Origin of the sequence: Variovorax sp. GrIS 2.14 (assembly GCF_046115955.1) — a bacterium.
Taxonomy (GTDB): domain Bacteria; phylum Pseudomonadota; class Gammaproteobacteria; order Burkholderiales; family Burkholderiaceae_C; genus Variovorax.
Map to the genome: position 1 here is coordinate 1 of NZ_JBJXIA010000022.1, position 22,549 is coordinate 22,549.

A 22,549-nucleotide genomic window follows, 5' to 3' on the forward strand; every position below is an offset into this window, starting at 1 on the left:
AGCGAGGTGAGGGCAAGGGCTATGCAGGCATCGTCAACGCGCTCTTTTATGGCCACAACTGCCACATGGTTTATGGCGACGCACAAGCCGTGCTGGTCGAGATGATCGAAGCGGTGCGCGGGCTCGGGTTGAAAGCCGCGGCCTGAAAGATTTTCAACATAAGGATTCTCCATGACACCCAAGATGAAAGCCGCCCAGGTCGAACGATTCGGCCAGCCCCTGGTGATGAAAGAGCTCGATGTGCCGACGCCCGGACCGGGCCAGATCCTCGTCAAGACCGAGGCCTGCGGCGTGTGCCACACCGATCTGCACGCGCGCGATGGCGACTGGCCGTTGAAGCCGCCGCTGCCGTTCACGCCAGGCCATGAAGGCATCGGCATCGTCACCGCGCTCGGCACAGGGGTGACGGCGGTGAAGGAGGGCGACCGCGTCGGCGTGCCCTGGCTCTATTCCGCCTGCGGGCACTGCGAGTTCTGCTTGGCGGCACAGGAGCCGGTCTGCGCTGAGGCCCAGTTCGGTGGCTACACCCGAAACGGCGGCTTCGCCGAATTCATCATCGCCGACCCGAACTACGTCGCGCACATTCCGGCCGGGCTGTCGGCGGTCGACGCCGCACCGTTGATCTGCGCCGGCATCACCTCGTACAAGGGCATCAAGGAAACCCAGGCCCGACCGGGCGAGTGGGTCGTGATCTCGGGCATCGGCGGGCTCGGTCACCTCGGGGTGCAGTACGCCAGGGCGATGGGTCTGCACGTCTGCGCGGTCGACATCGACGACGGCAAGCTCGCACATGCGACGCGCCTGGGTGCGGATGCGGTGGTCAATGCCAAGCAGGGCGACCCGGTCGCGGCTGTGGTCAAGGCCACGAGCGGTGGCGCGCATGGCGTGCTGATCACTGCGCCCTCCTTGCCCGCCTTCGAGCAGGGCGTGCGCATGACGCGCAAGCACGGCACCTGCGTGCTGGTCGGCATTCCGCCGGGCGAATTCCCCACGCCGCTGTTCGACGTGGTGGCCAACTGCATCACCATCCGCGGCTCCTTCGTCGGCAACCGGCGAGACATGGCCGAGGCGCTGGCCTTCGCTGCCGCAGGCCAGGTCAAGGCCGACATCGAGTTGCAGCCGCTGTCGGCCATCAACGATGTGTTCGAGCGACTGTCCAGGGGCGAGGTGCCCTCGCGCGTGGTGCTCGATTTCTCGGCCCGGTGAGACCTCTGCGTCGACCAGGCTTTTCGGGGTAGATCCCTTTCACTGAAGGAGTTTGAAAAATGGCAGGCACCTATTGGAACGACTGGTACTCGGGCTGGGGCTGGTTCCTCTGGTTCGGGATGATGATCCTCATCTTCTCGAGCGCCGGGAACTGGGGCTACACCTACCGCGTCCATCGCAACTACGGCAGGCCCCTCGGCAAGGAAGCGCAGGACATCCTGAGCGAGCGTTATGCGCGGGGCGAGATCACCCACGACGACTACAGCCGCATGAAGGCGGCCATCCTGGCGTGAGGGTAAACGAATGAATACCCAAGTTCACAACGCCATCGCGACCGAGCCACCCATCTGGTTCATCACCGGTTGCTCCACAGGCTTCGGTCTCGAACTCGCAAGACAGGCCATCGACCATGGCTACCGGACGGTGGTGACCTCGCGCAATCCCGCCGCCCTGGAAGGCTTCGGCGCAATCGACAACGTTCTGGTGCTCACGCTCGACGTGACCCGGCAGGACCAGGTTGTCGCAGCGGTCAAGGCGGCGCAGGACCGCTTCGGCGGCATCGACGTACTGGTGAACAACGCCGGCATCGGCTACTTCGCGGCCATCGAGGAAGGTGAAGAGGCCCAGGTGCGCAAGATGTTCGATGTCAACGTCTTCGGCTTGACCCGCATGATTCAGGCCGTGCTGCCCGACATGCGCAAGCGTCGGCGCGGCTGCATCGTCAACCTCTCTTCCTTGGCCGGCATCCGCGGCATGTCGGCGCTGGGCCAGTATTGCGCCACCAAGTTCGCCGTTGAGGGCTTGTCTGAGGCCTTGCGGCAGGAGGTCGCTGAACTGGGTCTTCAGGTGATGGTGGTCGAACCCAGCGGGTTTCGCACCGACTGGGCCGGCCGCTCCGCCAACGAGAGCAAGCACCAGATCGATGACTACATCGCCACGGCCGGCAATGTGCGGCGCCAGATCCGCGCCTCCTCCGGCCAGCAGCCGGGCGATCCCGTGCGTGCCGTCAATGCGCTCATCGACGCGGTGGTCTCAGGCCATCCGCCGGACCATCTGCTGCTGGGCAACGACGCCTTCGACGGTGCGATGACCAAGGTCCACGAATTGCGCACCGAGTTCGCGGCGGGCGAGGCTGTAGCGCGCGCCGCCGACTTTCCCCAGCCGGCGCATGCGACGGCTCTAGGTGCTGGCGTTTGACACCCCCGGCAACCGAGATGCGATGAACTGCGACACGGCCCTGCTCACCGCCAAGCAGATGGCGCTTACGGACTGTTTGACGGTGGCCTGTGGCATCAGTGAGATGGCGCTGATGGAAAACGCCGGTCGTCCCGTGGCCCAGGCCATTCAACAGCGCTGGACCTCGCGCCCGGTGTTAGTCCTGTGCGGCCCCGGCAGCAATGGCGGCGATGGCTTCGTGGCGGCTCGCCAGCTGGCCGAGGCTGGTTGGCCGGTGCGTGTGGCGCTGCTGGTGCCACGCGAGAGCCTGCGCGGCGCAGCGGCCCACCACGCCGGGCTGTGGTGCGGGCCGATCGAGGCGCTGACACCCGCAGCGCTGGACGGCGCCGCGCTCATCGTCGATGCCATCTTCGGCGCAGGTCTGAGCCGCCCGCTCGAAGGGATGGCAGCTCGAACGTTGGCTGAGGTAGCCGCAAGGCAGATGACGCTCGTTGCGGTGGACATCCCCAGCGGCGTGATGGGCGATACCGGCGCCAGCGCGGGCGCAGTGCCCTGTGCGCTCACGGTGACGTGCTTTCGCAAGAAGCCCGGACATCTGCTGCAACCGGGCCGCAGCCTGTGCGGCGAATTGATCGTGGCCGATATTGGCACACCCGCCTCGGTGTTCGCACACTTCACGCCCGACACTTTCGAGAACGATCCGACGCTGTGGGTCGACGCGCTGCCGGTGGTGCAAGCCGACGGCAACAAATACACCCGCGGGCACGCCCTGGGCTGGGGCGGCTGGCCCACCACCGGCGCGGCACGCATGGCCGCGAGGGCGGCCGCCAGAATGGGCGCGGGCCTCATGACCGTCGCGGTGCCCGCCGCCGCGCTGCCGGTCTACGCTGCCGCGCTGACCAGCGTGATGGTGAGCGCCATCACTCGGCTCGAAGACCTCGAACACCTGCTGGCCGACAGCAGGTACACCGGACTGATGATCGGCCCCGGCGCGGGTGTGGGGCCGGACACGCGGGCACGCGTGCTGGCGATGCTCGGGACGGGACGGGCGACCGTGCTCGATGCCGACGCCCTGTCGGCATTCAAGGACGACCCGGTAACCTTGTTCAACGCCCTCACCGGCGCTTGCGTGCTGACCCCACACGAAGGCGAATTCAAACGCCTGTTCGAGGGTGTGATCGACATGGGCGCCGACAAGCTCACGCGTGCCCGCGCTGCCGCGCAGGCCAGCGGCTCCATCGTGGTTCTCAAGGGCAGCGACACGGTGATTGCCGCACCCGACGGGCGCGCCATCATCAACGCCAATGCGCCGCCGACGCTGGCCACCGCGGGCGCGGGTGACGTGCTGGCTGGCATGGTGCTCGGGCTGCTGGCCCAGGACATGGCGCCGTTCCTCGCGGCGGCCGCTTCGGTGTGGCTGCATGGCGCGGCGGCATCCGGTTTCGGGCCGGGGCTGATGGCGGAAGACCTGCCCGACCTGCTGCCCACCGTGTTGCGCAACCTCCAGGACAGGAGGCCCCGCCGCTCCAGCGTTTCTATCGCACAGGACTCTACATCCCCAAACCACCCGCACAACTCTGAACAGGATCAAGCATCATGACCCCCTCGGTCGAAAACCCGAATGCGGCCGCGCCGCCTGCATCGCCGCGAGGGACGGCACCTCTGCCAGCGTCGTCCAGCACCGCGCCGCCATACGACTTGAAACCTCTTTTTTTCGTCGCCTGGCTGCTGTGCGCCGTCTTCTACTTTTTCCAGTACGCCGTGCGATCTGCGCCCGGCGTCATGCAGACTGAGCTGACCGCCGCATGGGGTGCCAACCACATCGGCGCGATGATCTCGGCCTACTACGTGGCCTACGCCGTGATGGCGCTGGTAGCCGGTGTCCTGCTTGACCGGTATGGACCTCGCCGCACCATTCCTTTCGGGATCGCTGTCGTGGGCGTCGGCTGCTTGGTCTTCGCGCAGGGCAGTGAAGCCGCCGGCATGGTGGGGTTCGTGCTGCAGGCCATCGGCGCGATCTTCGCGTTCATCGGGTCGTCCTCTATGTGGCGGCGCGCTACCTGCCCGCGCGCATGCTGGCGATGTTCATCGGGTTCACGCAATGCCTGGGCATGGCGGGCGCTGCGTTCGGCGCCAAGCCGGTGCACATGGCCATCGATCCGAGCGGAAGCTTCCATGTGCCCTGGCAGTCAGTATGGATTGCATTCGCCTGCGTCGGAAGTGTGCTGGCCGTGGCGACCTGGTTCATCATGCCGGCTGACAAGGGCGACAGCCCCAGACATCACGGTGCACTGTCGCTGGCCAGCGTCGTCAAGCCATTCAAGGTCGTTTTCGACAACCCGCAAAGCTGGCTGGCAGGCGTCGTGGGCGGCCTGCTCTTTCTGCCGACTACGATCGGCGCGCTGGTCTGGGCGACCTCCTTCCTGCACGGCGGAGAGAACATGACGATGGCGGCTGCCGCGACCGATGCCTCAATGGTTCCGATCGGTTGGGTCATCGGCTGCCCGTTGCTTGGCTACATTTCCGACAAGATCGGCCGCCGGAAACCCGTCTTGATCTGCGGTGCCTTGCTCATGCTCGCTGCGGGGCTCTCGGCGATCTACGTTCCGGTCGGAACTCTCCCTCGCTACAGCGTTGCCCTAGTACTCGGGATCGCATCCGGGGCGGCCATGATCCCCTTTGCGATGATGAAGGAGGTCAACCCGTCCGAGGTCAAGGGCACGGCGGCCGGCGCGATGAACTTTCTCGTCTTCGTCACGACCGGGATCATGTCGCCCTTCATCTCGCGGCTGATGCTGCCCGCGCAAGGCGCCACCATGACGCTGGCCGAATTCCAGACCGCGTTTCTGCCACTCGTCGGTGGCGTGGTGCTGGCCATCGTGCTGAGTTTCTTTCTGCGCGAAACCGGCTCGTCCGCAACCGCGCCCAAGATCGACAAGGCATCCGGCAAGGTGCCGAAGCCTGCCATCGCCTAGCAGCCGCGGACCGTCCGAAGTCAAGACCGAATACCCCTGCCGCGACCTCTCGATGGCACGATGCAAAGGAACCCCATGGAAATCACCGTCTTCAGCACCAAGCCCTACGATCGCCAATTCATCAACGCAGCGTGCTCGGGTCGGCACAAGCTCCACTATCTCGACGCGCAGTTGACGGCCGATACCGCGGTCCTGGCACGTGGCGCGGGTGCCGTCTGCGCTTTCGTCAACGACAAGGTCGACAGCGCGGTACTGCAAACGTTCAAGTCGCTGGATGTGGGCCTCGTGGCCCTGCGGTCGGCGGGCTTCAACAACGTCGATCGGGCCGCGGCGAAGAAACTCGGGATCGTCATCGCGCGTGTTCCGGCCTACTCGCCCGAGGCCGTTTCCGAGCACGCGGTGGCGCTGATGCTCTCGCTAGACCGCAACATCCATCGTGCCTACGCCCGGGTGCGCGAAGGCAACTTTGCGCTGGAGGGGTTGCTCGGCTTCAACCTCCACGGCCGCACCGTGGGCATCGTGGGTACCGGCCGCATCGGGACCAGCGTCGCGAAGATCATGACCGGGTTCGGTTGCAAGGTGCTGGCCAGCGATATCGAGCCCAGCCCCGCGTGCACGGAAATCGGCGTGGCGTATGTATCGCTCGACACATTGCTTGCGCAGGCCGACATCGTCACGCTTCATTGCCCCCTGACGCCGCAGACGCGGCACCTGATCGACGCCGCCGCGATCGGCAAGATGAAACGCGGTGCCATGCTCATCAACACGAGCCGCGGCGGCATCGTCGATACAAAAGCGGTGGTCGATGGCATCAAGAGCGGCGCCATCGGTCACCTCGGCCTGGACGTCTACGAGGAAGAAGCCGCACTCTTCTTCGACGACAAGTCGGACCAAGTGATCCGCGACGACGTATTCGAGCGCCTGCTCACGTTCCCCAACGTGCTGGTGACGGGGCACCAGGCCTTCTTCACCGCGGATGCGATGAAAGCCATCGCAGACACCACGATGGCCAACGTCGACGCTTTCGCCAGGACCGGCAAGCCGGTCCACGAAGTCACCGAAGCCACTTGACTGCAAAGGGTTCTCTCATGCACGCCATGGTCCTCAACGCATTGCACGCGCCCCTGGTCTGGACCGAGCTGCCCGACCCGCAGCCCGGTCCGGGCCAGATACGCGTGCAGGTTTCAGCTTGCGGCGTGTGCCGCACCGACCTGCATGTAGTGGATGGCGAGTTGCCGCACCCGCAAGTGCCGATCATCCCGGGCCACGAGATCGTAGGCCGCATCGATGTGCTCGGCGCGGGCGTCTCCGGCCTGGCGATCGGCCAGCGCGTGGGCATCCCGTGGCTGGGTCACACCTGCGGCATTTGTCCCTATTGCAGGATGCAGCGCGAGAACCTGTGCGACCACCCTGTGTTCACCGGCTTCACGCGCAATGGCGGATTCGCCACCGCCACGGTGGCCGATGCGCGCTTTGCCTTTCCGCTGGCCGAGGAGGGAAGCGATGCCTCGCTCGCTCCCTTGCTCTGCGCCGGCCTGATCGGCTGGCGCGCGCTCACCATCGCGGGCGAGGGCAGGAGCCTCGGCCTCTACGGCTTCGGCGCGGCGGCGCACATCCTGGCCCAGGTTGCCCGCTGGCAGGGGCGTTCGGTGCACGCGTTCACCCGCCCGGGCGACGAGAAGACCCAGGCCTTCGCGCGCAGCTTGGGTGCCACCTGGGCCGGCGGGTCCGACGAGATACCACCGCAGGCACTCGATGCCGCGATCATCTTCGCCACGGTCGGTGAGCTGGTGCCGCTGGCGCTGAAGGCGGTGCGCAAGGGTGGCCGCGTCGTCTGCGCCGGCATCCACATGAGCGACATTCCGCGCTTCCCGTACAGCCTCCTGTGGGAAGAGCGGGAGTTGCTCTCGGTGGCCAACCTCACACGTCAGGACGGGCTCGATTTTCTGAGCCAAGTGCCCGACATGGGCATCGTGACGAAGACCACCTGCTATCCGCTGCAAAAGGCCAACGAGGCACTGGCCGACCTGCGCGCGGGCCGCTTCGAGGGGGCGGCGGTGTTGGTGACCTGACGGGCCCGTGTGCGCCGAGACTCAGGTCGGCACGCGAGTGCCGACCATGCGGTCGTGGTTCACGAAGAAGCTGCGTGCCAGCGCGACGAGCTGGTTGTCGGTCGGGTGGTCCACCACTTCGTAGCCGGCGATGCGGGGCATCGTCTGCGGCCGGTGCTTCCCCACATAACTCTGGAAGTCGGCGACGCTCGTGTGCCCGCCCACGACCAGCACTTCGGCGATGCCGTCGAACGCATCGCAGACGGCTCCGAAGAACTCGTGTTCGGTGCGCACGCCGCTGTGATGCTGGCGTGTGAACTTCAGCTGCTCGTGTACATGCTGCTCTACCCTCTCGTCGGGTGCGAACTGCAGCAGGTGGGCGGATTGATGGTCGACGAATGCGACCGCGTGAAAGAGGCTCATGGCTTGGATTTCCGTTCGTGAAGGGTTTGACAGGTAGTACAGCGCAAGGTCTGGGGTTCGATCTGCAGGCGGTCGAACGGAATCTCGACGTGGCAATCGACGCACAGGCCGTAGGCGGCACCATGAATGCGTTCCAACGCAGCGCGGATCGCCGTGTACTCGCCGCTGTCGATGTCCGCAACGATGCCTTCGGCCTCGTGGGTGCCCTCGCGCTGCCGTGCGTCGTCGGCGTCCTGCAGCAAGACGCGGCGGGCCGCTTCGACCTGCGACTGGCCCTCCAGCTGCAAGGTGCTCAGGCGCTCGAAAGCGACGCGCCGGGACTCGAGCAGCGCCGTGAGAACGAGGCGCTGCGCATGCGAAAGGTGGGACGGTGTGTTCGCGTTCATCGCTTGTCTTCCTGTGTCGGGGCACCCCATTTCCATTCGAGGATCTCCGGCATGTCCTGGCCATGCGCGTCGATGTAGAGCTTGTGCGCGACCAGCTTGCCGCGGCACATCTGCTTGAGGTAGTCGGCCCTGCTGCCCGGGTGGGGCAGGCAGTCCAGCACCTTTTGCACAAGGTGAAAGCGATCCAGCTCGTTCTGCACGCGCATGTCGAAGGCCGTGGTAATGGTTCCCTCTTCCTTGTAGCCGTGCACGTGCAGGTTTCGGTTGGTGCGGCGGTAGGTCAGGCGGTGTACCAGCGAGGGGTAGCCGTGGAAGCCGAAGATCACGGGTTTGTCACGGGTGAAGAGCGAATCGAAGTCGGCCTCATCGAGTCCGTGCGGATGCTCGCTGGCCGATTGCAGCTTCATCAGGTCGACAACGTTGACCACGCGGATCTTCAGGCCCGGCAGGTGCTCGCGCAGGATGGACGTAGCCGCCATGATCTCCAGCGTCGGCGTGTCGCCGCAGCAGGCCATCACCACGTCGGGTTCTGTGCCCCGGTCGTTGCTGGCCCATGTCCAGATACCGATACCCTCGGTGCAGTGCACCACAGCGGCCTCCATCGTGAGCCACTGCGGCAGGGCGTGCTTGCCGGCCACCACCACGTTGACGCAGTTGCGGCTGCGCAGACAATGGTCGAAGACCGACAGCAGGCAATTCGCATCGGGTGGCAGGTAAACGCGCACGATGTCGGCCTTCTTGTTGATGACGTGGTCAAGAAAGCCCGGGTCCTGGTGCGTGAAGCCGTTGTGGTCCTGCTGCCAGACGTGCGAGGCGAGCAGGTAGTTCAGCGAAGCGATGGGCCGTCGCCACGGCAGCTCGCGCGTTACCTTGAGCCACTTGGCGTGCTGGCTGAACATCGAGTCGACGATGCGGATGAAGGCCTCGTAGCTGTTGAACAGGCCATGCCGGCCGGTCAGCAGGTAGCCTTCGAGCCAGCCTTCGCACTGGTGCTCGCTCAGCATCGAGTCGACGACCCGGCCGGCCGGCGCGAGAAACTCGTCGTTCGGCACGGTCGTCGCGTTCCATTGCCGGTTTGTCACATCGAAGACCGCGCCGAGCAGGTTCGACAAGGTCTCGTCAGGGCCGAAGACGCGGAAATTGCGCTGGCCCTCGTTCAGCCGCACCACATCGCCGAGGAACCGGCCAAGCACCATCGTGTCCTGCCTTTGCAGCGCACCGGGCGACGGCACTGTCACCGCGTTGTCGCGGAAGTCCGGCATGTGCAGGTCGTGCAGCAGCAAGCCGCCGTTGGCATGTGGATTCATGCCCATGCGCCTGTTGCCATCTGGTGCCAGTGCAGCCAGTTCAGGGAGCAGGCGCCCATTCGCGTCGAACAGCTCTTCGGCCCGATAGCTCTTCATCCACTGCTCGAGCTGGGCGACATGCTCGGGGTGTTGGGCATTGACCAGCAGCGGAACCTGGTGCGAACGAAAAGTCCCCTCGACGGGCAGTCCGTCGACGGTCTTCGGCCCGGTCCAACCCTTGGGGGACCGCAGCACGATCATCGGCCAGCGCGGTCGCGTCGCGCTTTTGCGCTCGCGCGCATCGCGCTGCGCCTGGTGGATCATCTCGAGGGCTTCGTCCATCGCGCGGGCCATTAGCTGGTGCATCGTCGCCGGATCGTTGCCTTCGACGAACAGGGGTGTCCAACCGCAGCCGCTAAAGAACTGCTCGAGTTCGTCGTGCTCGATGCGCGCCAGCAATGTCGGGTTGCTGATCTTGTAGCCGTTGAGGTGCAGGATCGGCAGGACCGCGCCATCGGTCACCGCGTCGAGCATCTTGGTCGACTGCCATGCAGTGGCGAGCGGACCTGTCTCCGCTTCGCCGTCGCCGACCACGCAGGCCACGATCAGTTCGGGGTTGTCGAAGACAGCACCGAAGGCATGGCTGAGCGAATAGCCAAGCTCGCCACCTTCGTGGATCGAGCCCGGGGTGGTCGGTGCCACATGGCTGGAGATCCCGCCAGGAAACGAGAACTGCTTGAATAGCTTCTTGAGACCCGCCTCGTCCTGTGTCACGTCGGGATAGACCTCGCTCCAGGAGCCTTCGAGGTACACGTTGCCGACGATCGCGGGTCCTCCGTGCCCGGGCCCGGCGATATAGAACATGTCGAGGTCGTGGGCCTTGATCAACCGGTTCAGGTGAACGTAGATGAAGTTCTGGCCCGGTGTCGTGCCCCAGTGTCCGACGACCAGCGGTTTCACATGCGACAGCTTCAGCGGCTCCTTGAGGAGGGGGTTGTCGTAGAGGTAGATCTGACCGACGGACAGATAGTTGGCGGCCCGCCAGTAGGCGTTCATCTGGTGCAGCAGGTCCGGGCTGAGCGGATCGTTCTTCATGGGCAGGGGTTCCGGGAGTTCGGTGTTCGGTTTTAGAAGGCAGGCGCGAAGCCGTCTGTGCGTCAACGAACAGACTTGTCCGGCGGGCCGATTCAGACTCTTTTTCTATGACGGGTAACGCTCATATTCCGGACGCCGTCGCCTAATCAAGGAGTCGGCATGAACTCATTTCGCGAAGCGACGCCAGATCCGCATGCGTTGCGCTGCCGCGCCAAGGGCAATGCCGATGCGTGAGTCGACATCACCGCGCGTACAGCTGTTGTCGAATGGGCGTTACCACGTCATGGTCACCGACGCTGGCGGTGGGTACAGCCGCTGGAACGACCTTGCGCTCACTCGGTGGCGAGAGGGCGCCACGTGCGAAGCCTACGGTGCGTTCTGCTACATCAAGGACATGGACGGTGGCGAGGTGTGGTCGACGACCCGAAACCCCGTCGCGGCCCGGGCTGGCGTGTACAAGGCGCAGTTCTCCCGGGGCCTCGCGGCATTCCGTGTGCGAGCGCACGACATTGAGATTCAGACCATGGTCGCCGTGTCGGCTGACGATGATGTCGAACTGCGGCGCCTTTGCATCACCAACCATTCGTCGATCCGCCGGAGGCTGGCATTGACGAGCTATGCGGAGCTCGTGCTGGGATCTGCCGCTGCCGATGCGGCGCATCCGGCGTTCGAAAAGCTCTTTGTCGAGACCGACGTGCTGCACGAGTTGCAGGCGGTCGTGTGCAGGCGGCGTGCACGCTCCCCAGATGAGCAAACGCCGACCTGGTTCCATCAGGTCGTCACCGAACAGCCGCCTTCGGAGCCCCTGTCTTTCGAGACGGATCGCGCGCGATTCGTAGGCCGCGGTCGCGATCCGACCGATCCGCAGGCCATGGAGGACTGGGCACCGTTGTCGGGCAGCGCCGGTCCGGTGCTCGACCCAATGGCCGGCATCCGTTGCGCAGTGTCGCTGGCCCCCGGCGAATCGACGACGGTCGATTGGATCAGCGGCGTCGGCGCCACCCTTAAGGCCTGCGTGGACTTGATGCGCAAGTACCGGGACCGCACGACGGCCGACGGTGTGGACGGCGGCGCGAGGGTTACCGCGCAGGCCGTTCTCGATCGACTGCATGCCAGTGCCGACGATGCGCGGCTTTATACCGAACTGGCCGGGGCGCTTCTGATGCCCGATGCGGCGATGCGGGCCGACCCCGCTGTGCTGGCGAGAAACCGGCAAGGTCAGGCGGGCCTGTGGCGCTATGCGGTCTCCGACGATCTGCCGATCGTGCTGCTGCTGGCGGCCGATTCGGTCCGGCTCGATCTGACGTGTCAACTGATCCGGGCCCACGCCTATTGGCGCCTGTCGGGTCTCGCTGTCGACCTCGTGGTGCTCGTCGACGACAGCGGTGATTCCGGGGCGTCGTTGCAACAGCGACTCACTGCGCTGGTCGATGTCGAGCGGCTCGGCAAGCCGGGCGGCGTCTTCGTGCTCGCGCTGGCGCAGGTGCCGGCTGCCGATCGCGATCTGTTGCAGGCCGTGGCCCGTGTCGTGCTCGACGATCGCGATGGGCTGCTGCCGCAGCAGCTCGCGCAACGTCGGCCGGTGGGCGACCGTGTCTCGCCACCGGACAGCGCCGTGGCCGCGGCCGAGTCCGAAGGCTCTGCCGAGCCGTCGCCACCGCTTGCGCAGCGTGACCTGATCTTTCGCAACGGCATCGGCGGCTTCACGCCGAATGGGCGCGAGTACGTGGTCACGGTCACACCAAATCACATGACGCCGATGCCCTGGGTCAATGTCCTGGCGAATCCGTCATTCGGCACGCTGGTGTCCGAGAGCGGCAGTGCCGCGACCTGGAGCGAGAACGCGCAAGCTTTCCGGCTCACGCCCTGGTCGAACGACCCGGTGTCGGATCCCAACACCGAGGCGTTCTACCTGCGCGACGAAGACAGTTGGCGCTACGCCTCGGCCACCTTGCTGCCGTGCCCCGGCGCGACGCCCTACGTCACGCGCCATGGCTTCGGTTACAGCGTCTTCGAGCACCACGAGGACGGCCTCGAAACCGCACTGACGATCTTCGTGGCCATCGATGCGCCGATCAAGTTCTCGGTTTTGAAGGTGATCAACCGGTCGGACCGGATGCGACACCTCAGCGTCACCGGCTACCTCGAATGGGTCCTCGGCGACGAGAGACGCAATACAGCGATGCATGTGAGCACGCGCGTCGACGCCAGCGACGGCACCGTGTACGCCACCAATGCGTACACCACGGATTTTTCGGGGCGGACTGCCTTCTTCGATGTCGACGAAGCGACTGCGGCTGGCACGAGTGTGTGTTGCGACCGCCGCGCCTTCATCGGGCACGACGGCAGCCTGCGCCATCCCGCAGCGATGGCGTCGCAACACCTTTGCGGCGCGGCGGGTGCGGCGCTCGATCCGTGCGCCGCACTCCGCGTCCCGTTCAAGCTGGCGGCTGGGGAGACGCGCGAAATTGTGTTTCGCCTTGGTGCCGGCACCACGCCGCAGGCGGCGCAAGCGCTCGCGACGCGCTGGCGCGGGGCGAGCGCGACGCGCGAGGCTCTGGCCGCCGTGCACCGGCATTGGAGCGACACTCTCGGCGCAGTACAGGTCGAGACGCCCGAGCCGTCGCTCGACCTGCTGGTCAACGGTTGGCTGCCGTACCAGACCCTGGCGTGCAGGCTGTGGGCGCGCAACGCGTTCTATCAGTCGAGCGGCGCCTTCGGCTTCCGCGATCAGCTACAGGATGTGATGGCCCTGGTGCACGCGGCACCCGGGCTCGTGCGCGAGCACCTGCTGCGCAGCGCGGGCCGCCAGTTCCCCGAAGGCGACGTGCAGCACTGGTGGCACCCGCCATCGGGCCGCGGCGTGCGCACGCGCTGTTCGGACGACTACCTGTGGCTGCCGCTCGCGACCTGTCGCTACGCCCTCGTCACCGGCGACATGGCGGTGCTCGATGCGCCCGTGCCCTTCCTGTCGGGCAGGGCGCTCGAGGACGGCGAGGTTTCCTGCTACGACCTGCCTGCCGAGTCGCCCGAATCAGCCAGCCTGTATGGGCACTGCGTGCGCGCCATCACGCACGGCCTGCGCTTTGGCGCAGACGGCCTGCCGTTGATCGGCGGCGGCGACTGGAACGATGGCATGAACCTCGTCGGCGTGCACGGCAAGGGCGAAAGCGTCTGGCTCGCCTTCTTCTTCGACACGGTGCTCGTGCAGTTCGTGCGACTGGCCGATCGACGTGGCGATTTGCCTTTCGCACAACGTTGTGCCGCCGAATCCGTGCGGCTGCGCGCTGCGATCGAGCGGAGCGCATGGGACGATGGCTGGTATCGACGGGGTTGGTTCGACGACGGCTCGCCGCTGGGCAGTTCCGATGACGCCGAATGCCGCATCGATGCGATCGCGCAGAGCTGGGCCGTGCTGTCGAGCGCGGTGGATGCGGGTCGCGCGCGCGAGGCGATGGAAGCGCTCGACAGTCGTCTCGTAGACCGCGACGCGGCCCTCATTCGACTGCTTGCCCCGCCATTCGACCATTCCGATCCGAGCCCCGGCTACATCCAGGGCTACCCGCGCGGCGTGCGCGAGAACGGCGGGCAGTACACGCATGCGGCCGTGTGGTCGGCGATGGCGTTCGCGGCGCTCGACGATGCGCCGCGCGCGTGGGAACTCGCCCGCATGCTCGACCCGGTCCGCCACGCCGACTCGACCGATGCGCTCGCAACGTACCAGACCGAGCCCTATGTGATGGCGTCGGATGTCTATGCGTTGCCCCCGCACGCGGGCCGTGGCGGATGGACCTGGTACACCGGGTCGGCCGGATGGATGCTGCGCTTCGTGCTGGAGTCGCTGCTGGGCTTGCAGGTCGAGTCGGATGCGCTGCGGATCGTTCCCTGCGTGCCGGAACATTGGGTTTCGTTTCGAGTGAACTATCGCTATCGAGAGACCGTCTATCGAATAAAGGTACTGACCAAGTCGTCGGAGGGTGAAGGCCCTGCGCTAATGCTGGACGGCATGGCTCTGTCCGGCTCGGTCATTCCCTTGATCGACGATCGCTGCGAGCACGCGGTGGTCATTCGCATCCACCACACAGGAGGCAAGGAATGCAGATCGGCATGATCGGACTCGGGCGCATGGGCGCCAGCATGACATCCCGCTTGATGCGCGGTAACCACGCCTGCGTGGTTCACGACGCGCACGCCGATGCGATGGCACCGAGCCACCCTGCGTGCCTTGATCCGCGAGTACCTCTTCGTCTCCATCTTTCGCGCCTGTGCCGAGTCGCTCGCGAGCGAGAACGCGAGCCGACTGGCTGCCATGGACCGTGCCGATCGCAACATCGACGAGATGCTGGGCACGCTCGAAGACGCCTTGCATCGCTTGCGGCAAGCCAAGATCGACGAAGAACTATCGGACGTCATCTCGGGATTCAAGGCTCTGCGCGACTAGGTTGACACCTGAACCGGCGTCGTCGCTGACGCGCCGCGTGCGGTGGCGAACAGACGGCCGGGGCGGTTGCGATGACATTGGTCTCTTGAACCCCCGCGATGACGCATTCCGTCGATCGATCCGATTCGGCATTCTGAAAGGACATTCCCATGTTGCGAAGCACACATGAACTCGAGAAGTACGTGATCCAGGCCACCGACGGCGAGATCGGCGAGGTCAAGGATTTCTTTTTCGACGATGACACGTGGGTCGTCCGCTACCTGGTGGTGGATGCGGGCTCCTGGCTCACGAGCCGCAAGGTCCTTATTTCCCCCGTTGCGATCCACAATCCCAACTGGGTGGGCCAGACGTTCCCGGTGTCGATCACCAAGGAGCAGGTCAAGAACAGTCCGGACGTCGACACCGAAAAGCCCATTTCGCGGCAGAACGAAGCGCAGTACATGGGGTACTACGGCTACGGCAACTATTGGGGCGGGGCCGGCCTGTGGGGCGGCGGTCTCTATCCCTACGGCATGGTTCCCGGCTACATGGGCTACGGCATCGATCGCGCCGAGCGGGAACGCGAGATGGAAACCTATCTGCGCACCGAGCGGCAGCGCCACCGCAACGACGATCCGCACCTGCGCAGTTGCAAGGCCGTCACCGGCTATCACCTTCGGGCGAACGACGGTGAGATCGGGCATGTCTCCGGCTTTCTGGTGGACCAGAAAACCTGGGCCATCCGCTACCTCGTGGTCGACACGAGCAACTGGTGGATGGGCCACCAAGTGCTGGTGGCACCGGAGTGGATCACCGGCGTGCACTGGTCGGACAAAACCGTGTCGGTCGACCTGAGCCGTGATGCAGTGAAGTCCTCGCCCGTCTATGACCCGAGCGAGACCTGGAGGATGCAGTCGGACATCGACCTGCGCGGCCACTACGGACGTGCGGGCTACTGGTCTGACTCGTTCGCCACCGAAGACAAAGTCTGAAGCCCCATCCAAGGTTACGAATCATGAAAAAACTCTCTCTCTCTCGGTCGGACATCGCGTCGCTCGCCGCATCGGTTTGCCTCGGAGTCTTCTCGCCCGGGGCACTCGCCCAGCCCGCAGCCGCGAAACCGGCGCAGCAGTGCCTCACCGACCTGAAGGCATTCGACGGCCAGCTGCAAAAGGAAGGCTATTGGCTGCACAGCTACGGCTACGGGTATGGCTATCCGATGTACGGCTATGGGTACGGCTATGTCGCGGAACCAAACGTCGCAGGCGTGGGCTATTCCAACGTCCGCCCGGGCTACGAGGTCCGCACGCTCATCGCTTCGGCCAACATCCTGGCGCAGCGCGGTGACCAGGAGGCCTGCGAGAGTTCGCTGAGCGCCGCGCGCACCGTGTATGTCGCCTATGCGGCGGACCTGAGCAGTGGCAAGGTTCCGCGCCTGGACGTGTCGGCCTGGCGCCGCCAGCAGATCGCTGCTGCCGTGTCCGTCTCCGGCGGTGACATGGCGTTTCGCTCGGACCAGTTGCTCGGTGCGGGCGTGGTGAATCCGAAGGGGGAAGACCTCGGCAGCGTCGACGACATCGTGATGAGCCCGCAGACCGGCAAGGTCGCCTACCTTGTCATCGGGAGGGGAGGCATTTTCGGCATCGACGAGAAGTACGTGCCCGTGCCGTGGGAGAGCTTCAAGGCAGCGCCCGGCAACAAGCTACTCGTGCTGGCCACCGTGAAGTCGACGCTGGAGGCCGCACCGCACGTGAAGAAGGACCAGAACTTCCAAAAGGACAACTTTGTGGCCGAGAGCGTCAAGGTCAACGCCTTCTGGGCTGCGCACGCGGGACAGTGAACTACCGGCAGACCGCGTGATGGCACGCACCCTGATGGCATGTGGCCGCCTTGCGGCCACATGCCTCATTCGTACGCCAGCTGCACGATCAGCTTGCCGAAGTTCCGGCCCTGTAACAGGCCCATGAAGGCGTCGGGTGCGTTCTCCAGACCGAACACGATGTCTTCGCGGACCTTTACGCTCCCTTCGCGCACCCACTCTCGCATCGCGCCGGCGAACTCGTTCCAGCGCGACCCGTAATCGGCCATTGTGATGAAGCCCTGCATGCGGATGCGCTTCTTCAGCAGCGTGGCCTCCAGCAGGCCCAGCCTGTCGGGACCTGCCGGCAACGCGGAGGCGTTATAGCTGGCGATCAGGCCGCACACCGGAATGCGAGAGCGGGTGTTCAGCAGCGGCAGTACGGCGTCGAACACCGCGCCGCCAACGTTCTCGAAGTACACGTCGATGCCTGCCGGGCAGGCGGCCGCGAGCGCGTCTGCCATATTGTCGGCAAGGTGATCGATGCAGTCGTCGAAACCTAGCTGGTCGACAACGTAGCGACACTTCTCGTCCCCGCCGGCGAGGCCCACGACACGGCAACCTTTGAGCCTGGCGATCTGTCCGACCACCGATTCAACGGCGCCGCTGGCGGCCGCGACCACGACGGTTTCTCCCGCCACCGGCTGACCGATGTCCAGCAGTCCCATGTAGGCGGTGAAGCCCGGCATACCGAGCACGCCCAACGCGCGAGACGGGTGCGGATCCTCCGGGTACAGCGCGTTCAGTCCCTCGGCGTCCGCGAGCGAATAGTCCTGCCAGCCGGCTGCACCCACCACCAGGGCGCCGGCATTGAGGCTGGCGTGTCCGGAAGACTCGACGCGCGAGACGGTGGCGCCCACCATCACGTCGCCGAGGGCCGTGGGCAACGCGTACGACGCTTCGTCATTCATGCGCCCGCGCATGTACGGATCCAGCGACAGGTACAGCGTGCGCAGCAGCACCTGGCCCGGCCCGGCCTGTGGCATCGGGAGGTGCTCCAGGCGGAAGTCTTGCGCGGTCGGCGCGCCGTCCGGTCGAGCGTTCAGGACGATGCGGCGATTGCGGGTGCGGGTTTGCGTCATGGGTTCGGCTTTCGTTCCGGATCGGGAAAGAGAGAGTTGAGCGTGCAGCGGCGGCTCTCGCGGGGTGGGGCAGATGCGAGCGTTGGGTGCAGCATCAGAACCACCAGTTCAGGTGCCGGGTCCGCTCGTTGATCCAGAGCATGGCGGTCTGCTGTCCGCGCAGGATCGCAGCGGAAATCGTTGCGCAGCTCGCCTCGATCACCGGCACGATCGTGGTCCCGAGTTCGGGCAGACCGGATCGATAGATCACGACGGGGCGATAAGCGGCAGGCGCAACGAACTCCGCGGTGCAAACCATCGAGCAGCCTCGGTAGACGAAGGCGAAGCGTTCTGGCGGGGGAAGTTGCGTCGTCACGCAAACCGCCTCGCGAGCGCCCTGGGGTCCTTGCGCCGGGGGCAGCAAGTGGCATCGACTGCTTCTGCAATGGGTTCCATGGCAATGCTTTCAGGCGGGTGGGTAGGGGTGTCGCGCCTCTGCACAAGGTGAGCGCACTCGTTGCCGTCACTTTGCGCAACTCCTGCAAGGAGGTCTGTTCGTTGGCGCACACGCGTGCACGGCTCGCGCGCCGCGCCGTCGGCTGTCGCCAATGGGTGCCGTGGGTACGGCAGCGAACAGACGCCGCACCCGGGCCCCTCCACAGTGAGGCCATGTGTCAAGTCATGCATTTTTCTTTCGATGACGGCCAAGGGTCGTCCGTGGCCTGGTGGTCGATTCGAGCGGTTGGCTCGAATGCCACGCGATGCCGGTCTTCGCAAGCCCGTTCCCCCAGGCCGACGGACCCGGCGTGTCGACGCGCGACCGACCGCTGTGCGGCGAGGCTTCGCACTGGCGCAGCTGCAAGGCACTGAAGGGCTATCGCGTCCATGCGCTCGACGGCGAAGCCGGGCATGTCCAGGACCTGCTGGTCGACGCGGAGACACGGGCCGTGCACGCCATCGTGATCGACACGAGCCACTGGTGGATGGGCCACAGCGTTCTCATCGCACCCCAGTGGGTTACCGACGTGCGATCGCCCGATCTCAGCATCTCTGTCGGCCTGACGCGCGAAGCGATCCAACGGTCGCTTCCTTACGAACTCAACCGCTGGCGCGTCGCCGCCACACGCATGGGCGAGGAGGGCGGTCCGCCGATCGAAGACGAGGTCCAGCGAGGCACGCGGCCCTCCGCCGAAGAGGCCGCGCAGATTCTCATCCACAAATCATGGCTGCAGGGTGAGTCGGTTCCTGCCGGGCTCGCCGGCGAGACCGACGTTCAACGGCTGCGCCAATTCGGATTCGAGGTCACGACGGTCGCGCGTGCGAGTTGAAGCGGCCCCTGCGCCGGGACGGTCTCACGGCTCCTGGAGCGTGAGCACCTCGTTCCACAGTTCGATCACCCGCCGGTGGGGATGGGCTGACTCGTGGCCCAGTATGCTGAGGGAAGCCGGGTGCAAGGCGAAGTGCGCTCCGGCAATTAGCGGCAGACCGATCCATCTTGCAGCCAGCGCGGCGCCGAACTGGCCGTGCGAGAACAGCGCGACGTTGCCCTCCAGCTTGGACAGATGGCCGATGAGCCGGTCCGCGCGGATCGCCAGTTCGTTGGGGGTCTCGCCATTCGGACACCCGTCGCGCCAGAGGTCCCACCCGTGTCGCGCCTTGCGAATCTCGACGCTTCGCAGTCCCTCGTCATCGCCGTAGTCCCATTCCGCCAAGTCGGGCTCGATCCGGCTCGATGCCTCCAGGCCCGCCAGCTCGCACGTCTGCCGAGCCCTTCGCGCGGGGCTCACCAGAACCCCGGAGAAGGCGATGTCGCGCAGCCGCGGTGCGAGCTCGCGCGCCTGCGCTTCGCCGTGCGCGGTCAGGCCCAGGTCGGTGCGACCCGTGTGCTGGCCGGTGATCGTCCATGCGGTTTCTCCGTGCCGCACGAGGTACAACTGCAGCAGCGTGCTCATGGGGTCTCCATCACGGCGCCGTACCGGCCTAGCACGGCGGCGCCGTTGCAAGCCGCGCGATGCAGCAGCGCCTGCTGGGCAGCTACCCGGTTGGCGTCGTTTCCCGCCCACGCCGCGAGCGCGGGTTGCTGGAGTGCCCGGCCGAACGAGAAGGTCAGCGGCCAGGGGTTGCTCATCGGCGCGGTGTCGCGGGGGCGGTGCATCGCGTTGAGCCGGACCGTGGCCAGCTCGGCCGGCTGACCCCCCGAGAGAAACGCAATGCCTGCCACGGCGGCGGGCACAGCCCGCAGCAGGCACGCCAGCGTGGCATCTGCCACGGCATCGATGTCGTCCTGTACGGGGCATTCGGTGCCCGGCAGGACCATGTTGGGCTTGAGGAGCATCGCCTCGAGCACAACGCCCTGCTGGTCGAGCTGCTCGAAGACCTGGTGCAGGACGCGGTGCGTGGCTTCGCCGCACTCGGCCAGGGTGTGCGCGCCGTCCATCAGAACTTCCGGCTCGACGATCGGCACCAGCGAGGCTTCCTGGCACAGGGCTGCGTAGCGCGCCAGTGCATGCGCATTGGCCGCGATGCACGCCGGGCCGGGCGTGCCGGTCTCGATGCTGAACACCGCGCGCCACTTGGCGAATCGCGCACCCTTTTCAGAATATGCCTTCAGCCGTGCGCGAAGACCGTCCAGCCCCTCGGTCACACGCTCCCCGGGGTGGCCTGCAAGCAGCTTGGCGCCCAGGTCGACCTTGATGCCTGGGACGATGCCGGCGTCTTCGAGCACCTGCGTGAAAAGCACGTCGTCCCTCGTTCGCTGATGCAAAGTCTCTTCGAAGAGGATGGCGCCGCTGATCGTGCGGCCGAGCCCGGGGGTGCTCACCAGCAGCTCACGGTACGCGCGCCGGAACGCTTCGGTCTGCGGGATGCCTGCGGCGCCGAAGCGCCGGTTGCAGGTGCCGGTGCTTTCGTCCATCGCCAGCAGGCCCTTGCCGTCTGCCATCAGGCGGCGGGCGGTGTCTGCGAGCAGCGGCATGTCGATCGTCTTCATGGTTCGGCATTCCTGTTTTCCAGTGCCCTGACCTTGTCCAGGCGACGTTGGTGGCGCGCAGCGCCCGAGAAGCGCGCGTTGAGGAACACGTGCACGAGGTCGAGCGCGTAGCGCGTGCCGATCACCGCGCCGCCTAGGCACGCAACGTTCATGTCGTCGTCCTCGACGCCCTGATGTGCGGTGAAGACATCGTGGACCAGTGCGGCACGGACACCGTCGAACTTGTTCGCGGCAATGGCCACGCCCACGCCGCTGCCGCAAAGTGCGATGCCGCGCGCGATGTAGCGCTTGGCAACGGCGCTGGCCAGAGGAGCGACGAAGTCCGGGTAGTCGTCCGAGGGGTCGAGCTCAAAGGCGCCGAAGTCCTCGACCTGGCAGCCCCATCCTCGCAGTGCCCGCACGAGTTCCGTCTTGAGTGCGTAGCCGCCGTGGTCGGCCGCGATGCCCACGCGCAGATTCATGGCGCAGCCGCTCGCACGATGGCTTCGAATTCTTCGGGCTCCAGGCTCGCCCCGCCGACCAGCACGCCGCCGACATCGGACAGCGCAAGGACGCTACGCGCGTTGGCAGGTGTCACCGAGCCGCCATAGACGATACGCACGGCATTCCCGGATGTGCCCAGCCGATTGATCAGGCACTGCCTGATATGCCGATGCATCTCGGTGATCTGATCGGCAGTCGGTACCTGTCCACTGCCAATCGCCCAAAGCGGTTCATAACCAACGGCGAACGCCCCAGCGCGGATGTCCTTCGACACGCTAAGGGCCAACTGCGCAGCACAGGCGTCCAGGGCGCTACCACCTTCACGCTGCGCTCGCGTTTCGCCGATGCAGATGATGGCGAGCAGACCGGCGGCGACTGCAGCGTTCGCCTTCGCAGCCACCCGCTCGCTGGTTTCGCCTTGCTGTTGACGGCGCTCGGAGTGGCCGACGATGACCGCCGATGCTCCCGAATCCCTCAGCATCCGCGCACTGATCTCACCCGTCCAGGAGCCAGAGGTCTCGTGATGGCAGTTCTGTGCGCCGATGGACACCAGGGCGCCTGCTGCGCGCGCCGCACGCTCGATCAAGGTGAACGGCGGACAAATCAGGACATCTGCCTGCGCGGGACGGTCAGTCATCGCCACGCCAAGCGCCTCGATGTCTGCCAGTTGCGCTGTCAGTCCATGCATCTTCCAGTTTCCGACAATTAGCGGCCGGGTCACGTTGACCGGACCTGCACGTGGGAGTTTGGTTTCGTCAAGCTGTGCTCCTTTGGAAATGAAGAATGGGCTTTCCGGGTCGGCGCGTCTGTGCGTTTGAGAACAGACCGTGGCCGCAAGCGTGGCTGCACGTACGCCAGCGAACAGACGTTGTGAGCGAACGCGTGGACAGTGGGTCTTTCTTTGACTTGGAGGCCACGTGCCATGAGCCCGTTTCGCACCACTGCCGACATGCCGGGCTTCGAGGACAGGACGAACCCTGAACCTGAGGCAGCGCGCATCTCAATCCCGGCTTTCAACGGATTGCTTGACGCCGTGCCGCCGTCGGCCCCTTGGTGGCAGCGCTGGGGCCGCAAGATCAGCCCAGCGATGCGAACCCGGTGACTGCTCTGGGTGCGCCGACACGTGCCGACGAGCAAATG

The 22,549-nt window shown here is 65.7% G+C and carries 21 protein-coding genes and 1 pseudogene; 13 read left to right on the top strand and 9 right to left on the bottom strand.

The window, feature by feature from the left end:
- The first annotated feature begins 171 nt into the window (after positions 1-171).
- The 8 genes and pseudogenes from RCH10_RS23410 (at position 172) to RCH10_RS23445 (ending at position 7,429) form a co-directional block, all read left to right on the top strand.
- Positions 172-1,206, top strand: coding sequence for a zinc-dependent alcohol dehydrogenase (locus tag RCH10_RS23410; protein ID WP_323498707.1), 1,035 nt, complete (start codon positions 172-174; stop codon positions 1,204-1,206).
- Between the two features lie 59 nt (positions 1,207-1,265).
- Complete coding sequence (locus tag RCH10_RS23415; RefSeq protein WP_323498708.1) at positions 1,266-1,499, top strand: SHOCT domain-containing protein; 234 nt, start codon at positions 1,266-1,268, stop codon at positions 1,497-1,499.
- 10 nt (positions 1,500-1,509) lie between these two features.
- Positions 1,510-2,403: an oxidoreductase gene (locus RCH10_RS23420; RefSeq protein WP_323501545.1), complete on the top strand. Its 894-nt coding sequence runs from the start codon at positions 1,510-1,512 to the stop codon at positions 2,401-2,403.
- Positions 2,404-2,425: 22 nt separating this feature from the next.
- Entirely contained in the window at positions 2,426-3,982 is a 1,557-nt protein-coding gene (locus tag RCH10_RS23425; protein ID WP_323501546.1) for an NAD(P)H-hydrate dehydratase, read from the top strand.
- Positions 3,979-4,407 (top strand): annotated as a pseudogene (locus tag RCH10_RS23430) (MFS transporter); the annotation flags it as partial. The gene RCH10_RS23425 and the pseudogene RCH10_RS23430, both read left to right, overlap by 4 nt.
- Before the next feature lie 20 nt (positions 4,408-4,427).
- Positions 4,428-5,357 (top strand): MFS transporter, encoded by a 930-nt coding sequence (locus RCH10_RS23435; protein WP_323501547.1) that lies wholly within the window; start codon positions 4,428-4,430, stop codon positions 5,355-5,357.
- 75 nt (positions 5,358-5,432) lie between these two features.
- A complete protein-coding gene (locus RCH10_RS23440; RefSeq protein WP_323498713.1) occupies positions 5,433-6,428 on the top strand; it encodes a 2-hydroxyacid dehydrogenase in 996 nt (331 codons plus the stop codon).
- 17 nt (positions 6,429-6,445) lie between these two features.
- A complete protein-coding gene (locus tag RCH10_RS23445) occupies positions 6,446-7,429 on the top strand; it encodes a zinc-dependent alcohol dehydrogenase family protein (RefSeq protein WP_323501548.1) in 984 nt (327 codons plus the stop codon).
- A gap of 21 nt (positions 7,430-7,450) precedes the next feature.
- On the opposite strand, the gene RCH10_RS23450 is transcribed toward RCH10_RS23445, so the two are convergent.
- From RCH10_RS23450 to RCH10_RS23460, 3 genes are read right to left on the bottom strand one after another with little or no spacing between them, the layout of a single operon-like run.
- The gene (locus RCH10_RS23450; protein WP_323498716.1) at positions 7,451-7,831 is read right to left on the bottom strand and encodes a hypothetical protein; all 381 of its coding nucleotides are present in this window, start codon (positions 7,829-7,831) and stop codon (positions 7,451-7,453) included.
- Complete coding sequence (locus tag RCH10_RS23455) at positions 7,828-8,217, bottom strand: TraR/DksA family transcriptional regulator (protein WP_323501549.1); 390 nt, start codon at positions 8,215-8,217, stop codon at positions 7,828-7,830. The genes RCH10_RS23450 and RCH10_RS23455 overlap by 4 nt, the downstream gene beginning before the upstream one ends.
- A complete protein-coding gene (locus tag RCH10_RS23460) occupies positions 8,214-10,598 on the bottom strand; it encodes a phosphoketolase (protein ID WP_409054299.1) in 2,385 nt (794 codons plus the stop codon). Before RCH10_RS23460 ends, RCH10_RS23455 begins: the two co-directional genes overlap by 4 nt.
- A 226-nt stretch (positions 10,599-10,824) precedes the next feature.
- On the opposite strand from RCH10_RS23460, the gene RCH10_RS23465 reads away from it, so the two are divergent.
- The 4 genes from RCH10_RS23465 to RCH10_RS23480 all read left to right on the top strand — a co-directional run bounded on the left by RCH10_RS23465 (position 10,825) and on the right by RCH10_RS23480 (position 16,858).
- Positions 10,825-14,709, top strand: a complete 3,885-nt coding sequence (locus tag RCH10_RS23465; RefSeq protein WP_409054300.1) for a GH36-type glycosyl hydrolase domain-containing protein — start codon at positions 10,825-10,827, stop codon at positions 14,707-14,709.
- Positions 14,710-14,793: 84 nt separating this feature from the next.
- Positions 14,794-15,039, top strand: a complete 246-nt coding sequence (locus tag RCH10_RS23470) for a F0F1 ATP synthase subunit gamma (RefSeq protein WP_323501552.1) — start codon at positions 14,794-14,796, stop codon at positions 15,037-15,039.
- A 149-nt stretch (positions 15,040-15,188) separates the two neighbouring features.
- On the top strand, positions 15,189-16,010 hold the full coding sequence (locus tag RCH10_RS23475) for a PRC-barrel domain-containing protein (protein ID WP_323498721.1): 822 nt from the start codon (positions 15,189-15,191) through the stop codon (positions 16,008-16,010).
- A 23-nt stretch (positions 16,011-16,033) separates the two neighbouring features.
- Positions 16,034-16,858, top strand: a complete 825-nt coding sequence (locus RCH10_RS23480; protein ID WP_323501553.1) for a PRC-barrel domain-containing protein — start codon at positions 16,034-16,036, stop codon at positions 16,856-16,858.
- A 65-nt stretch (positions 16,859-16,923) separates the two neighbouring features.
- On the opposite strand, the gene RCH10_RS23485 is transcribed toward RCH10_RS23480, so the two are convergent.
- Positions 16,924-17,958, bottom strand: coding sequence for an NADP-dependent oxidoreductase (locus RCH10_RS23485; protein ID WP_409054301.1), 1,035 nt, complete (start codon positions 17,956-17,958; stop codon positions 16,924-16,926).
- 94 nt (positions 17,959-18,052) lie between these two features.
- Positions 18,053-18,313 (bottom strand): hypothetical protein, encoded by a 261-nt coding sequence (locus RCH10_RS23490; RefSeq protein WP_323498725.1) that lies wholly within the window; start codon positions 18,311-18,313, stop codon positions 18,053-18,055.
- Positions 18,314-18,698: 385 nt separating this feature from the next.
- Between RCH10_RS23490 and RCH10_RS23495 the strand changes: the two genes are divergently transcribed.
- The gene (locus RCH10_RS23495; RefSeq protein ID WP_323501555.1) at positions 18,699-19,265 is read left to right on the top strand and encodes a PRC-barrel domain-containing protein; all 567 of its coding nucleotides are present in this window, start codon (positions 18,699-18,701) and stop codon (positions 19,263-19,265) included.
- Positions 19,266-19,289: 24 nt separating this feature from the next.
- Here RCH10_RS23495 and RCH10_RS23500 read toward each other — a convergent pair whose 3' ends face one another.
- Genes RCH10_RS23500 through tpiA form a run of 4 tightly spaced genes read right to left on the bottom strand, consistent with a single transcriptional unit; the run spans position 19,290 to position 22,130 of the window.
- On the bottom strand, positions 19,290-19,889 hold the full coding sequence (locus tag RCH10_RS23500) for a histidine phosphatase family protein (protein WP_323498727.1): 600 nt from the start codon (positions 19,887-19,889) through the stop codon (positions 19,290-19,292).
- Positions 19,886-20,926 (bottom strand): class I fructose-bisphosphate aldolase, encoded by a 1,041-nt coding sequence (locus tag RCH10_RS23505; protein WP_323501556.1) that lies wholly within the window; start codon positions 20,924-20,926, stop codon positions 19,886-19,888. The genes RCH10_RS23500 and RCH10_RS23505 overlap by 4 nt, the downstream gene beginning before the upstream one ends.
- Positions 20,923-21,387 (bottom strand): RpiB/LacA/LacB family sugar-phosphate isomerase, encoded by a 465-nt coding sequence (locus tag RCH10_RS23510; protein WP_323498729.1) that lies wholly within the window; start codon positions 21,385-21,387, stop codon positions 20,923-20,925. Before RCH10_RS23510 ends, RCH10_RS23505 begins: the two co-directional genes overlap by 4 nt.
- Positions 21,384-22,130 carry a triose-phosphate isomerase gene (gene tpiA, locus RCH10_RS23515; RefSeq protein ID WP_323501557.1) on the bottom strand — a complete coding sequence of 249 codons (747 nt, stop codon included), beginning with the start codon at positions 22,128-22,130 and terminating at the stop codon, positions 21,384-21,386. The genes RCH10_RS23510 and tpiA overlap by 4 nt, the downstream gene beginning before the upstream one ends.
- Positions 22,131-22,549 lie beyond the last annotated feature (419 nt).